General features: G+C 42.2%; 13 protein-coding genes and 3 pseudogenes. 7 read left to right on the plus strand and 9 right to left on the minus strand.

The genetic code is table 11. The features are described from left to right. The first annotated feature begins 93 nt into the window (after positions 1-93). The gene (locus tag HWQ23_RS20890) at positions 94-381 is read left to right on the plus strand and encodes a hypothetical protein (RefSeq protein WP_292832177.1); all 288 of its coding nucleotides are present in this window, start codon (positions 94-96) and stop codon (positions 379-381) included. A gap of 366 nt (positions 382-747) precedes the next feature. Then, a pseudogene (locus HWQ23_RS20895) lies at positions 748-1717 on the plus strand (Rpn family recombination-promoting nuclease/putative transposase). Here the strand turns inward: HWQ23_RS20895 and HWQ23_RS20900 are convergent. Beyond that, complete coding sequence (locus HWQ23_RS20900) at positions 1714-2592, minus strand: aspartoacylase (protein WP_292832180.1); 879 nt, start codon at positions 2590-2592, stop codon at positions 1714-1716. The pseudogene HWQ23_RS20895 and the gene HWQ23_RS20900 overlap by 4 nt on opposite strands. 140 nt (positions 2593-2732) lie before the next feature. On the opposite strand from HWQ23_RS20900, the gene HWQ23_RS20905 reads away from it, so the two are divergent. From HWQ23_RS20905 to cdiI, 4 genes and pseudogenes are all read left to right on the plus strand, one after another. Then, positions 2733-2876: a hypothetical protein gene (locus tag HWQ23_RS20905; RefSeq protein ID WP_292832183.1), complete on the plus strand. Its 144-nt coding sequence runs from the start codon at positions 2733-2735 to the stop codon at positions 2874-2876. A 114-nt stretch (positions 2877-2990) separates the two neighbouring features. Further along, positions 2991-4172, plus strand: a complete 1182-nt coding sequence (locus HWQ23_RS20910) for a n-acyl-d-glucosamine 2-epimerase (protein WP_292832186.1) — start codon at positions 2991-2993, stop codon at positions 4170-4172. A 171-nt stretch (positions 4173-4343) separates the two neighbouring features. Next, positions 4344-4751, plus strand: a pseudogene (locus HWQ23_RS20915) (Uma2 family endonuclease); the annotation flags it as partial. A gap of 154 nt (positions 4752-4905) precedes the next feature. Next, positions 4906-5262 (plus strand): ribonuclease toxin immunity protein CdiI, encoded by a 357-nt coding sequence (gene cdiI, locus HWQ23_RS20920; RefSeq protein ID WP_292832189.1) that lies wholly within the window; start codon positions 4906-4908, stop codon positions 5260-5262. A 28-nt stretch (positions 5263-5290) separates the two neighbouring features. On the opposite strand, the gene HWQ23_RS20925 is transcribed toward cdiI, so the two are convergent. The 7 genes and pseudogenes from HWQ23_RS20925 to HWQ23_RS20955 all read right to left on the minus strand — a co-directional run bounded on the left by HWQ23_RS20925 (position 5291) and on the right by HWQ23_RS20955 (position 12368). After that, complete coding sequence (locus HWQ23_RS20925) at positions 5291-5623, minus strand: hypothetical protein (protein WP_292832192.1); 333 nt, start codon at positions 5621-5623, stop codon at positions 5291-5293. A gap of 97 nt (positions 5624-5720) precedes the next feature. Beyond that, entirely contained in the window at positions 5721-6353 is a 633-nt protein-coding gene (locus tag HWQ23_RS20930) for a DUF3226 domain-containing protein (RefSeq protein WP_292832195.1), read from the minus strand. 5 nt (positions 6354-6358) lie between these two features. After that, entirely contained in the window at positions 6359-7504 is a 1146-nt protein-coding gene (locus tag HWQ23_RS20935; RefSeq protein ID WP_292832198.1) for an AAA family ATPase, read from the minus strand. 260 nt (positions 7505-7764) lie between these two features. Continuing rightward, on the minus strand, positions 7765-10557 hold the full coding sequence (secA, locus tag HWQ23_RS20940) for a preprotein translocase subunit SecA (RefSeq protein ID WP_292832201.1): 2793 nt from the start codon (positions 10555-10557) through the stop codon (positions 7765-7767). A gap of 408 nt (positions 10558-10965) precedes the next feature. Next, positions 10966-11553: a cytochrome C gene (locus HWQ23_RS20945; protein ID WP_292832205.1), complete on the minus strand. Its 588-nt coding sequence runs from the start codon at positions 11551-11553 to the stop codon at positions 10966-10968. A 184-nt stretch (positions 11554-11737) separates the two neighbouring features. After that, positions 11738-12121 (minus strand): annotated as a pseudogene (locus HWQ23_RS20950) (type II toxin-antitoxin system RelE family toxin). Continuing rightward, complete coding sequence (locus HWQ23_RS20955) at positions 12111-12368, minus strand: type II toxin-antitoxin system RelN family antitoxin (RefSeq protein ID WP_292832207.1); 258 nt, start codon at positions 12366-12368, stop codon at positions 12111-12113. The pseudogene HWQ23_RS20950 and the gene HWQ23_RS20955 overlap by 11 nt, the downstream one beginning before the upstream one ends. A gap of 276 nt (positions 12369-12644) precedes the next feature. Here HWQ23_RS20955 and HWQ23_RS20960 point away from each other — a divergent pair, with 276 nt between their 5' ends. Further along, entirely contained in the window at positions 12645-12779 is a 135-nt protein-coding gene (locus HWQ23_RS20960; protein WP_292832210.1) for a type II toxin-antitoxin system YhaV family toxin, read from the plus strand. A 92-nt stretch (positions 12780-12871) separates the two neighbouring features. Here HWQ23_RS20960 and HWQ23_RS20965 read toward each other — a convergent pair whose 3' ends face one another. Further along, a complete protein-coding gene (locus HWQ23_RS20965; RefSeq protein ID WP_292832213.1) occupies positions 12872-13780 on the minus strand; it encodes an AAA family ATPase in 909 nt (302 codons plus the stop codon). Positions 13781-13830: the final 50 nt, after the last annotated feature.

Consider the following 13830-nt stretch of genomic DNA (forward strand, 5'->3'; position numbering starts at 1 on the left):
AAGAAGTTATGAATTAAGAGCGTCTCCGGCTCCGCTTTGCCTCCGGTTAGGAGTTAATATACTTTTAGCTCCTAATTTATATCACCACATACCGTGTTTAAACTAATATCTTTCCTGATTTATGCGATTCAACCTTTATTAATCCCGATTTGCTTTGTCGTTGCTTGGACTGTAACTATTCTCGCTGTTTTGAGTCTGTGGACGGCGGCGCGAGATAGTGTAACTACAGCCAAGCAAATGCATCAAATTCCTTGTAGTGGTTGCCAGTTTTTTACCGACAATTACCGTCTTAAATGTACTGTACGCCCATCTATTGCTAATACAGAAGAAGCGATCAATTGTTTTGACTATCAACCGAAGACGAATCCTTATCTGTATTAAAGAGTGGGGAGGGGGGAGTGGGCCAATTGCATACCCATTTACTTCATTATTCATGAACCTGCCTTAAAAAAGCATCATAACCTAGACGAGGTATATGCTTGAAATCTCACAAGCCCCTCTTCAGTAGCTGCGAACGTGGTTAGCGAAGCTGTCGATAAAATTAAAGATAAGCTCACTATTTATTCTGGCGGGCTTTTAACCAAAACAGATCGATTCGACTCTTTTTCTTAGTTTATGTTATTTCGTTGCTGGTCTTTATAGTGCAGTCACGCTAAAGCCTATAACACTCGCATTTAAACTTAAAATTAAGCTATGTAGAACAATATTTAAATTTATCGCAGATGTAAGAAATAAATAGAATGCTCCATGCGTCGAGACTCAATTTTTTACAAACTGTTTCAACAATCCCCCACTCTTTTATTTGAACTCTTGACAAATCCCCCGACAAACGCAGATGCTTATCGATTTGATTCGGTAGCTGTCAAGGAACCCAAATTTGAAATTGACGGGGTATTTCTACCACCAGAAAGTGAGACTCCTGGGGTTGTATATTTCTGTGAGGTACAGTTTCAGAAAGATGAACAGCTTTATGAAAGAGTATTTGCTGAATCTTCACTATATTTCTACCGCAACCGCGCCAGATTTAACGACTGGCAAGCAGTTATAATTTATCCATCTCGCAATACCGAACAAAGTAACATTTACCCTCATCGGGGATTTCTCAATAGTAACCAAGTACACCCTTGTGTATTAGACATCTCCAGAAATTAAATATGCGTTATCTAGAACCCTTGTAGAGACGTAGCATTGCTACGTCTCTACATTCTTTTTCGGAGATGTCTATTTGGATGAATTGGGGGATATTCGCCAATTACCTTTATGGGTAGCACTGATGGTACTAACTACGGTAGAGAAAGAACAAGCACCTGAAGAAGCAAGGTATTTGTTAACAAGAACTCGTCAAGAAGTACCATTAACAGCGAGTCGCGCCATAATAGAGATGGTAACGACGATCATGATGTATAGGTTTGAACAATTAAGCCAAGCGGAGGTAGAGTCTATGCTAGGACTAACACTACAGCAAACGCAAGTTTACCGAGAAATCAAGGCAGAAGGGCGAGAAGAAGGCCGAGAAGAAGGCCGAGAAGAAGGACGAGAAGCGATGGCTAATGCTATTTCTCGACTATTGACTAAGCGGCTTGGAGAACTGTCTGAGGAAATACGCTCCTCAATTTCTGGTTTATCTTTGCCTGTTCTCGCAGATTTGAGCGATGCATTGCTTGATTTCACCACCTTGGCTGATTTGCAATCTTGGTTAGAAGAGCGAACGAATTAAACTACCTGTTGTTGTTTTTGAGTTAGATGCATCGCAATTCCTTTCTCGTAATAAGCTGCTTCATTAATAAAAATAGGATAAACAGTAGACGCTCCCTCATAGAAAATATCTTTTCCTTCAAAAGTCAGAAAGATTGGATCGCCTGGATTCAAAGGTTCATAATCTCTAAACTGAAGTTGAGGGTGAATCATAGCTTGAATCTCCCCGCTATCACTTCTAGGATAATCGATAGTCCCAATGTATTCATAGAGTGTAAGCGTGTTGTTTATCTGCGGAATATTACCTTGGTTACACCCTTCAAAATAGTCTAAAATTCCATAGATAAGCTGTTCTGTTTTCTGAAATAATTCGGCGTTTAAAATATTCTGAGCCACAGCACCAACTTCTATAACAAAACCTAATTCGCACAGAGAACGCAGAAAACCATTTTCTTTAGATTGCTGATTAATACAGACTTTCACCAAAGGATTGATAGAACTTAAATAAGCACCTAAACGAAGTAATAAAGGATGCATATCACAAAAAATCAGACTTAACCCCATGTTGGCAGTTGTGCTGTGCAAATCAACAATTACATCCACAAAGGGCTGATTTTGCGGTTGCAATATCTGTTGAATTCCTTTCGCACGCGTATCTTCATAACTTGAGAGTTGGAAATTATGTAAGCCTTGATTGGTGAAGGAACGATTTAAATCCTTATCAATGTATCGTTTGCCTTCTTCAATAGCTTTGAGATTACCAAGTAATGCCAGAGTTTTAAAACTTGATCTATTGATTAAATTAGGATACTGCTGAAACTTTTTGACTAAATGTACTCCTGTTAACTCATTACCGTGGATTCCTCCAACGATCGCAACTCGTTCAATGTGACTCATAAGAACCTCATGCCTAAAAACTTATAGGTGGACACTATAATGCCCATCCTATGCTTATTGAGAATAGTGCAAGATACAAGACAGAAGTATACCTTTAGGGAAACTGAAACTTGATTTGTCAACCCCTAAAATGTTTAGTTATGAACATTTTGCTTAAACAAGAACTCAAAACCTTTCTAGCCAAGGGGTTCGGGACATTAGTAGAAGTTATGGGCGATTTGGACAGCACCCCTGTAATACCTTATAGAACAGATGTAATCTTGCGTGGGGAGGATGCTGACTAAATATTGTAAGAGACTGACGCGATGTCTACGACGGGCTACGCCGGAGCTCCATATTCGATCCAAAATATAATAACTGTTAAGCTGTTGGTTTTAGCAGAAAAGGTGAGGAAATTTATGGGGTATAACTTTCAAGCGATTGCTGAACTTTACAAGAACGCCCTCCTCAACGATGTCCTCCCATTTTGGGAAAAATATTCTCTCGACTGGCAGCAAGGCGGCTATTTTACCTGCCTCGATCGCGACGGCAAAATTTATGATACAGACAAATTCATCTGGCTGCAAAACCGTCAGGTGTGGACTTTTTCGATGCTTTACAACCAGCTAGAAAAACGCGAAAACTGGCTAAAAATTGCTAGCAATGGCGCTAATTTTCTCGCCCAACATGGCAGAGATAGTGATGGTAACTGGTACTTTGCCCTCAGCCGTGAAGGGAAACCACTGGTTCAGCCTTACAATATATTTTCTGATTGCTTTGCGGCGATGGCATTTAGTCAATATGCACTCGCAAGCGGCGAAGAATCCGCAAAAGATGTGGCGATGCAGGCTTATAACAACGTTTTACGCCGCAAGGATAACCCCAAGGGCAAATATAATAAAACCTATCCCGGCACACGCCCGATGAAATCATTGGCTGTACCGATGATTTTAGCCAATCTGACTCTAGAAATGGAATGGTTGCTGCCAAAGGAAACACTAGAGAATGTTTTAGCTGAGACTGTCCAGGAAGTAATGACCGATTTTCTCGACCCAGAACGGGGATTAATGTACGAAAACGTTGCCCCTGATGGTTCCCACATAGATTCTTTTGAGGGACGGCAGATTAACCCAGGTCATGGTATTGAAGCTATGTGGTTTATTATGGACATCGCCCGTCGTAAAAATGATACTAAAACTATTAACCAAGCCCTTGATGTGGTGCTAAATATCCTGAATTTTGCTTGGGATAGCGAGCACGGCGGATTGTATTATTTTATGGATGCAGATGGTCATCCCCCACAACAATTGGAATGGGATCAAAAACTGTGGTGGGTTCACCTAGAGTCTTTGGTTGCATTAGCGATGGGCTATCGCTTGACAGGGCGTGAGGCGTGTTGGAAATGGTATCAAAAGATGCACGATTACACCTGGTCATATTTTGCTGATTCAGAGTACGGTGAGTGGTTTGGCTACCTGAATCGGCGTGGAGAAGTATTGTTGAACCTTAAAGGTGGCAAATGGAAAGGATGTTTTCACGTACCGCGTGCATTGTACCTTTGTTGGCAGCAATTTGAGGCGATCGCTACTCCTTTAGAATAGATTTGTTGCAAAAATTCATCTTCATAACGACAACTTCATCTGTGGTAACGACAGCTTAAGCATTCATAACAACAGCTTTAGCTGTGGTAACGACAGCTTTAAGATTACTTATGAATGTATTAGTTGTGGTAACGACAGCTTTAACATTCATAACGACAGCTTTAACATTCATTAGGTGATCAAGCAGTCATTCGTGGACAAGATCCCGTTACTCTTCCTAATCAAAGTGAGCCTGAGCCAGATGTTGTCATTGCACGAGGAAGAGATGAAGATTATCTGGCTCATCATCCCTATCCCGAAGATATTTTGTTAGTGATCGAAATTTCGGATAAAACTCTAGATTATGATCAAACAACCAAGCTGTCATTGTATGCGGAAGCCGGAATTTCTGATTACTGGATTGTGAATTTGCCAGCTCGTCAACTTGAGCGACACAGCCAACCGTATCAAAATGCTCAAAGCAAGTTTAGCTATCTCAGCAAACAGATTTCTCTATCTAACCAGTCAGTAACTATTCCTGGATTTGAAGATGCATTATTGGACTTGAGTCGATTGTTTCCAGAGAGTGCTAGTGAATGATTTTGTGAGTGCGATCGCGTAAATAAGTGTTGTAAGTAGGTAAGCGCAAATAATTAAAAGATAGTGTAGAGTGTGTTACCGAAGCTGTAACACACCGAAAATCAGAAATGGTGCGTTAGAGTTTCACGCTAACGCACCTTATAAAAGTTTTTTTATGCTCGAACAATTATTTGACATAGACTATAGAACTGATCCACACTGGATAGTCAAGTCATACTTTAATGCAATAGGGGGTATCTCTTTTCCTTATGCAATCAATACTCTTTTAAAAGGTACTGGTTATGGTAATGAATATAATATGTGTGCATTTCCTTGCGAAGATGAGGATGATATATTTGATGGGGTTCGCTTTAGCCATCTTGATGAAGATAAAATAGTTTCTCAGGAGATATTCAAAAAATATCTCAAAATAGCGGCTGAAAGGTACATTGAACTTAATCCCGAAAGGGCAGATGAGGTTCAAAATGTACTCAAAAATTTTAATTTATTAGGTTCGCCTGAAGTGCATTGACCAAAGAGAAATGATCACACTACTAAAATTATCCAATCTTTTTAAGATTAAATGTAGAGCGATCGCTTACAATACACTTCAAATAAGTTTGCTCAGAATTCATCGGCAAAATCCGCAACTTCCGATTTTTAAAGTCTGGTTCTAACCCTAAAACTTCCATTGGCGTTACGCCCAAAAGGGCATAGGGTACTTCTGTGAGTTCCAAACAATCAAAGGTTCCTTGACGCTCTGCAATACTAAGTTCAACATCTCGGAAAATCCGCCCCTGCTGCACTCCAGCAGCAGTCTCTACCTGGGCTTCTCCACCTTGAACTAAACCTAGTTGACTAATAATGCTAGCAGGTCTCACAAATTGACTCATAACCAAAAACAGTGCTTTACTTATAGCTTACTCTGCGATCGCCTCACTTAAATCATGAGTTCTTTCTGCATTTTCTCAAGTTTTTCTAAATTCCTAATTATGTAAAAAGACGTATTAACCAATTGGTAAACCTTCTAGCAATATCTGTATTGGGTCGGAGAGCTTGCTTAGTAATCGCTTGTCCCATAGGGCGACCAGGTTCATCTTGCCAAGCAAGATATGTGTGAATAACTGCTTTACTAATATCTAATGGTTTAAAAGTTGTTACTTTATTCACTTGTGCTTCAGCAATAGATTCTCTCACAAATGCTAGGGACGTCGGTTCTGCCAGTTCGGCACAAAAGTCCTCTAATTTACCTGAATCTTGATTATTTGGCATCAGCCAAAATCCTAGCTTGGGTTCATCTGTAATCCCCTCAACTATTGTTCCATCAATATCAGGAATATCAGGTAATTTATAGCTATAGTGACTTAATTTACCTTTGATGCTTGCCCATCTGCCTTCAAGAGAAGTATCAGCATCAAGCATTACTCCTATCACTTCAGGATGATCAGGACGTACAATCAAAGCATTCAGACGTTTTAAAACTTTTGTATCTCCATTGCACTCATATATTCCAAAAGTTTCAGGAACTTGGTGAGCAGCACACAAAGCCATTACGACATGGCAATCATCTGTCCCTTCTACAAGTAATACTTTATCGGTGTCTTGCTTACAGATATCACTCATATTATTTAGCGTATTTCAACATCTGTTTCAAGAGAATCCGTAAGCGTCTCTGAAGTGTATTCTGTTACCTTAATAAGATTATCTTTAACTTCAAGTCTAAAGAAAGCACCAAGTGAAGGACACTTATTCCATGCACTTTCAAAACCCTTTACACAATCTCGACTATGTGTTGTTGCAAATACTTGAACGTTCAACCTTTCAGAGAAACGAAAAACAATATCCCAAACTTTAGGCTGTACTGTCCAATGCAATCCATTTTCAAATTCATCAATTAAAAGGATGCCATTTCGAGCATTTACGAGAGCAACAATTATATGGAATAAACGAGTCATCCCATCACCCATACTTTTTAGAGGTAATGGCTCATCTATACCTTCAATTTTTATTAGTGGAATACGATTATCGCCTCCCTGCCTACGATTATTGCCTCCGATTCCTTTGCTAATATCTTCTACAAAAGCAACTCCAGATACTTTAGGTTCAATAAGTTTTAGGGCAGAAATAACCTCTGATTCCAAATTAGTTAAACTTGTCAAATCCCAAAGAGCGGCTAATTTTCGATTAGGCATATTCTCTGTCGAGACAAATTGCCATGTGTATTTAAATTCAGCATCTAGCCGTTCGTAAACAATTCTAGATGTGAGCCTCATATCTTTAAAATCACGATTTAATCTGAAGAGTCTCCGAGTTTTTTCACTTTCTTCTGCTACCAGAACAACTTCAATATCGGATAAATCCTCATAAAACTGCTCATCAGTGATGCGGATTCTTTTCGTGCTTCCTTCGTCATCAGATTTAATCTGATATGCAGCAACACTAATATGAATCTTTGCGCTTGAAGAAACTTCTCCTAGAATGATGCCTTCTTTTCCTATATCGGGTAATTTATGACCAAAAAAGAGATGACGTATGGGATTACCAAGAAAAGTTTGAGAATATGGTTGTGCCTCACTAACCCAAGATCCTTGCCTCGAATCTACAAGTTCAAGGAGATTCATCGGTGAAGCGTTGCTGGCATAAAGTTCTATTGCTTCGAGAAATGTACTCTTACCAGCATTATTCCTGCCGACAATGAGGTTAACATTACCTAATCTCTTAACCTCAAGATGATGAAAAAGTCTGAAATTATGTATTTGGAAGGACTCTAGCATATAAGCTCGACCTAATCCTTTTTCATTAGCTTACAAGATACTAGACTATACAACCAACATCCTCAATCAAGAAGACTGATTGTTACGGAACAAACTGGAAAAGAAATGCTTTTTCTTTGAAAAAAAGTAAGCGATTCACCCTCTCAGCAACAATACTCAACTAATTCTTCTACGTAACGCATGCACTACTAGCATAAAACAAAGACGCTAAGAAACCTTTGCCTCTTAGCGCCTCTGGGTGAGATATTCTTTCTAATTTCCTACACCATCTCAGACGAAGCCTGCATCATCTGCTGCGGCTGCGGCTGGAACATAAATAACGAGTACACCACATCTCGGCGAATGTTGACCATCATATCCAAGAAGAGTTCGTAACCCTCGCTCTTATACTCAATTAGCGGGTCTTTTTGCCCATAACCACGCAATCCTACCGATTCGCGCAAGGCATCCATTTGTTGCAGGTGTTCCCGCCACAGAGTATCAATGCGTTGCAAGATAAAAAAGCGTTCAGCTTGGCGCATCAGTCCGGGTTGAACTTGGTCAATCTGCGCTTCTTTGAGATCGTAAGCAATTCGCACCTGTTCATGGAGGAAAGCTTTAATCTCAGTAACCGACATATCCTCTAATTGATTTGGCTGCAAATCCGCTAGCAGATAGACGAATTCTTTGACTTTCTCCACCAGCTTTTCTAATTCCCACTCTTCCGAGGGCAAGTCTATATTGATGTAGTAGTCAACGATGTCATCCATCGTTTTTTCAGCGTACTTGATTACCTGTTCTTTCAAATCTTGACCTTCTAACACTCGGCGACGTTCGGCATAAATAGCACGACGTTGATTATTCATCACCTCGTCATACTCAAACACCTGCTTACGAATGTCGTAGTAGTAGGTTTCAACTTTTTTCTGTGCGCCTTCCAAACTGCGGGTAAGCATCCCAGATTCGATGGGCATATCTTCTTCCACTTGGAAGGCATTCATTAACCCAGCAACGCGATCGCCACCAAAAATCCGCAATAAGTTATCCTCTAAACTGAGGAAGAATCTCGTGGTTCCAGGGTCGCCTTGTCTTCCTGCACGTCCGCGCAACTGGTTGTCAATCCGCCGCGATTCATGGCGTTCTGTACCAATTACGTGCAAACCGCCGATTTCCACGACCTCATTATGTTCGCGGGTCGTAAATTGTTCGTATTCCTGCTTAATGCGGTTATAAGCTGCCCGCAATTTCTGAATCACGGGGTCGTCGATGGGAGCTTTTTCTGCCGCTACAGCTACCTTGTCTTCTGCTTCCAATTCCGGTAAACTGCGATCGCCATATTCACGCACCGCAATATCTACTGCTTCTTTAAGTAGTTTCTCCGTTTCTTTTGTCAACTGGGTGGGGAAAATTTCTGGTGAAGCCCGCCAAGTTTTGACTTTTTTACCAGGGGCAAAACCTTGGCCACTGCCGTGTCCTGTTGGTAATCCGGCTGCTCTTTGAACGCCAAAGCTGTCTTCATCTTCTGGCATGACGATTCGGGGCATGAAGTATTCCCGCAGCTTCAGACGCGCCATATATTCGGAGTTACCACCGAGGATGATATCAGTACCTCTACCAGCCATATTGGTAGCAATGGTAACAGCACCTTTCCGTCCGGCTTGGGCGACGATTTCCGCCTCACGCTCCACGTTTTCCGGTCGGGCGTTGAGTAATTCGTGGGGAATTTCTAGTTGCTTCAGCAGTCGGCTGAGAAGTTCTGATTTTTCTACACTAGTGGTTCCTACTAATACAGGTCTGCCGAGTTCGTGCATTTCGGCACATTCTTTAGCGATCGCACCCCATTTGCCCGATTCTGTCTTAAAGACCATATCAGACAAATCTTCGCGTCTTCTGGCTTGATTGGTGGGAATTACCGCGACTTCCAGCTTGTAAATTTTTTCAAATTCTGGTTCTTCCGTTTTTGCTGTTCCGGTCATTCCACCGAGTTTTGGATACAGCAAAAACATATTTTGATAAGTAATTGTCGCTAGAGTTTGAGTTTCTGGCTGAATTTCTTCGTGTTCTTTGGCTTCAATAGCCTGGTGTAATCCATCACTCCAACGCCGTCCGGGTAGCACCCGGCCAGTAAATTCATCCACAATTACCACTTCCCCATTGCGGACGATGTAATTTACGTCCTTGAGAAAAAGTTCTTTGGCTTTAATCGCATTGAAAACAAAGTGCGCCCAAGGATCTTCAGGGTCAAATAAATCTGTGACTCCCAAAAGATTTTCCGATTCAGCAAAGCCTTCATCTGTCAATAGCACGTTACGAGCTTTTTCATCCACATCGTAATGCTCGTCTTTTTTGAGTGTGAAGGCGATTTCGGCGGCTTGCAGATACTTTTCTGTAGGTCTTTCTACCTGCCCAGAAATAATCAGTGGTGTCCGCGCCTCATCAATTAAAATCGAGTCTACCTCGTCAATTACACAATAATTGAACGGACGTTGCACCACATCTGCCATTGATGTCGCCATGTTATCCCGCAGGTAGTCAAACCCGATCTCACTGTTGGTGACATAGGTAATATCGCAGTCGTAATTTTTCTGGCGTTCGCTGGGAGTCATGCTTGCCTGGATTAGCCCCACACTCAGCCCCAAGAATCGATGCACCTGTCCCATCCATTCCGCATCTCGACGAGCCAGGTAATCGTTGACGGTGATGACGTGTACACCTTTACCAGTCAGGGCATTCAGATAACTCGGCAAGGTGGCAACCAATGTTTTACCCTCGCCGGTTTTCATTTCGGCAATTTGCCCTATATGCAAAATGATCCCGCCAAGGAGTTGGACATCAAAGTGCCGCAAGCCTAAAACTCGTCGTCCTGCTTCCCGGACAACGGCATAAGCTTCTGGCAATAGGTCATCGAGAGTTTCGCCTTTGGCAACCCGTTGTTTAAATTCGGCGGTTTTACCTTTTAACTGATCATCGGAAAGAACCTTAATGTCTTCCTCTAAAAGGTTAATTTCAGTAACAGAAGGTTGGTATTTTTTAAGCTTACGAGCGTTGGGGTCGCCCAACAAAAGTTTTAGCATGGCAGATTATAGAACTGAATCAAGGGGGATGGGAATTAAAGGTTCGGCATTGATTATAAACATTTAACCCAACCCAACCGTCTTGGTTGTGGATGGGTGTGAAATGAAAATTAACTCAAAAACAGGAGAAAAACTAGGTAATCAGTTTCTTAAATGATTGGTTTTAACTCTTATCTTATATTTACTCTTTCTTCATAGTATCATTTTGCCCCCAGATGAGGCCAGAGAACGAGTGGGAGAATAGAGTGAGGAGTTATTGTCAACTTAATGTGAAAGTTAGTAAGCGAGAATCCTTTAACACATTACCTCGTTCTCAGTCTCAGACTCTTAATGCTGATCATTGGGGCTGCCACCTACCTTACTCGCGGCAAAGTCGCAATCAGCAGCATTTCCAGAACTCCTAACTCTTCACTTCCACTCTGGTGTCAGGCGGCGGAAATTGTAATCATTAGCACTGGGATGACAGCTGACACAGCTGCCAATCTGGACGGGACGTGGTAACTTAACTTTTGGATGCAAAGCTTTGAAATAGCGAGAGTTGTTGACGCGATATGGTGTTTCTTCGTCGTCTAACTGCACACGGGAGAAAGTCGAAAGATATTTCCACACTAAGATGCGCGGCGGATCGACTAAAGGCTGTAGTTGTGCGCCGTAGTGCTGCGAGTCTTGCAGAAGATTTTTCCAAGTTTGGCTGGGCAAAACGGCTGGTGGTAAGCCGATGTGGCATGTGGAGCAGTTTTCTAAATACAGTTCTTGCCCTAGTTGGTACTGTGCAGGCACTACGTCAACAGTGCCAATTTCGGCGGAGGGAGTAGCACTTTGGGCGTTAGTTGCTAAGGCTAGAAGCCAGCCCATAGCTAGACTCCACGTTACAATTACCAGAAGTAAACCGAAAAATTGGCGTTTGAATTCACGTTCGGCGCTTTGCTGTAGCGGTTGGCGTTGGCGTAGCCCGCCGTAGGCATCGCGGGTTTTGCGCTTAACAAAAATTGACATTCCTCACATTCCCAGATATTTAGAAGTGGCGCTTGTGCTAATCATAAGACTTACCCAGTATTGGCAGTGTTTGAGATTTTGCGTAAGTATTTTCGGTAAGCAACGCATCTTTCACATCCACAACAGTAATATAAATGTCTATTGGGCGCACCACTGACCATGCAAGTAAAATATCTTGGCAGTTTTAACCTGACTCATTAGAAAAATCAGCTAAAATATCTCGGATTTCATTTACACCAATATCTTCTCGGTCAGACTTGGAATAAATCGTTAGTAGCAAAATACTTGTAGGTGACTCAAGTTGATAAATCAATCGGTATCCAGCGCTCTTACCTTTTTGGATACTACTGTTGCGAACTCTCACCTTGTGAATAATATACTACTCACCAATGCCCGCAATGCGTAGGCGTAGCCCGCCGTAGGCATCGCCGACAAAATTCCCTTGTTGTAATTGCTCGATAATCGATTCAACATCAGAGCGAATATTGCGAAATCTCTTTGATAGTCTGTAAAGTTCTTGCTCAAACTCATCGGAAAATCGAATTGAAACCGCATTATCACTCTGCATCAATCCTGTCCCATAGCTCACTAATTGGTCTAGTTTGACCCATTTTTGCTTGCTGCAAGGCTCTCCTCAAGCTGACTTTAATCTCCTCAACGGGGGTATCGTCAGGGTCAACCTCTTCTACTTCTGCTTGTTCTGGAACCAAGACAATTACCCGAACCTGATGAGGATAAGTTGTTCCCTGAATTGGTTCATCTAAAACTAGGTTTCCTTGAGAGTCAATCCTGCCGGTAACTTCGATCGCTTTCATCTGTTGTCAACCTGATTTTGTAAGAGATCCTAACACGCCCAAATCCAAGCAGGAGCAGGAAACTGAAGTTCATATCTGCCACCCAAATCCAAAGTCTAAGTCTGAGGTAATCGCTTTTTTGATGCTTGTCAAAAGCGATGCCTACGTATTTCTTCAACTCTCATAAATCCTCTCCCAAAACTGCTAGTATTTGACATAGGCTATTTTTCAGGGCTTTTGATACCTCACAAATGAAAGCGATGTCTAACGACAAGCCGAGGAAGCGTCTACGCAATTTTGTGGCTGGGTTTTCCCCGTAAACAAGGTGCGAGGGATGACTGTTATGAGGTATTTACTAAAATGCTAGCGCGAGGAACTTTAAGAGATAGTTTGGATGAATTGATAGGCAATGTGCGAACTTACGCAGGATGAACCGGAGTAGAAGCAAAAAAAAATATCCTCCACAGCAAGAAATACAGTTACCACCCTACTAAGAGTTGAGGGTGGGGACTTCCGCGATACCGTTAAGGAATAGAAACCGATCGCAATAATCGCTCAACAACAGTTCTAGCGTTGCGCCCTCCTCTGGGAATAAGGCGATGACAAAGAACGTGAGGGACGAGAAATTTCACATCATCGGGAATGGCATAATCACGCCCTAATAAAAAAGCTAGCGCTTTGGCAGCCCGTTGTAATGCTAATGTGCCACGCGGACTGACACCAAGGGCGATTTCCTCATCGTGCCGTGTTGCCCGCACCAATTCGAGGATGTATTGTTGCAAGGAAGTTGCTACTTTTACTTGAGAGCAGAGGTAACGCAATTCTTGTACTTCTGCCAAGGTAATACAAGGCTGCAAATCAACAAATTTTACACCATTTTGAAGATTTTGCAGCATTTGGAGTTCTTCTGCCTCAGAAGGATAGCCCAAACTCAGCGACAACATAAACCGATCCATTTGCGCTTCCGGCAGGGGAAAAGTACCTTGATACTCGATTGGGTTTTGAGTGGCAATCACAAAAAACGGCTGGGGAACTGCACGAGAGACACCATCGACTGTTACCTGATGTTCTTCCATAACTTCCAGTAAAGCTGACTGAGTGCGGGGTGTAGCGCGATTGATTTCGTCAGTTAACAGGACATTAGCAAAGACTGGCCCAGGAAGAAAAGTAAATTCGCCGCTTTTTGGATTCCAAATGTTGGTGCCAGTAATGTCAGTTGGCAGTAAATCGGGGGTACATTGTAGCCGTTGAAACTTGCCATCCACTGAACGAGCTAGGGATTTAGCAAGCAGGGTTTTACCAACACCAGGGACATCTTCTAAAAGAGCATGACCACCACCGAGCAATGCTACTAGCACTAGGCGTATTGCCTCGCTTTTGCCAACGATGCTAAGAGCTAGATTTTGTGTTAAAGCGTCAATTTTTTCTCTCATGCGGTGCGGGGAGTGGGGAGTAGGGAATGGGGAATGGGGAATGGGGATTG

The organism is Nostoc sp. JL33 (assembly GCF_017114985.1).
In the GTDB taxonomy this organism is placed as follows: Bacteria; Cyanobacteriota; Cyanobacteriia; order Cyanobacteriales; family Nostocaceae; genus Nostoc.

Bases quoted from the DNA above. Each gene is read 5' to 3' on its own strand.
- HWQ23_RS20910 (WP_292832186.1), top strand. From the start codon at position 2,991: ATGGGGTATAACTTTCAAGCGATTGCTGAACTTTACAAGAACGCCCTC.
- HWQ23_RS20955 (WP_292832207.1), bottom strand. From the start codon at position 12,368: ATGAAAGCGATCGAAGTTACCGGCAGGATTGACTCTCAAGGAAACCTA.
- HWQ23_RS20925 (WP_292832192.1), bottom strand. From the start codon at position 5,623: ATGAGTCAATTTGTGAGACCTGCTAGCATTATTAGTCAACTAGGTTTA.
- HWQ23_RS20930 (WP_292832195.1), bottom strand. From the start codon at position 6,353: ATGAGTGATATCTGTAAGCAAGACACCGATAAAGTATTACTTGTAGAA.
- HWQ23_RS20945 (WP_292832205.1), bottom strand. From the start codon at position 11,553: ATGTCAATTTTTGTTAAGCGCAAAACCCGCGATGCCTACGGCGGGCTA.
- secA (WP_292832201.1), bottom strand. From the start codon at position 10,557: ATGCTAAAACTTTTGTTGGGCGACCCCAACGCTCGTAAGCTTAAAAAA.
- HWQ23_RS20900 (WP_292832180.1), bottom strand. From the start codon at position 2,592: ATGAGTCACATTGAACGAGTTGCGATCGTTGGAGGAATCCACGGTAAT.
- cdiI (WP_292832189.1), top strand. From the start codon at position 4,906: ATGCTCGAACAATTATTTGACATAGACTATAGAACTGATCCACACTGG.
- HWQ23_RS20965 (WP_292832213.1), bottom strand. From the start codon at position 13,780: ATGAGAGAAAAAATTGACGCTTTAACACAAAATCTAGCTCTTAGCATC.
- HWQ23_RS20905 (WP_292832183.1), top strand. From the start codon at position 2,733: ATGAACATTTTGCTTAAACAAGAACTCAAAACCTTTCTAGCCAAGGGG.
- HWQ23_RS20935 (WP_292832198.1), bottom strand. From the start codon at position 7,504: ATGCTAGAGTCCTTCCAAATACATAATTTCAGACTTTTTCATCATCTT.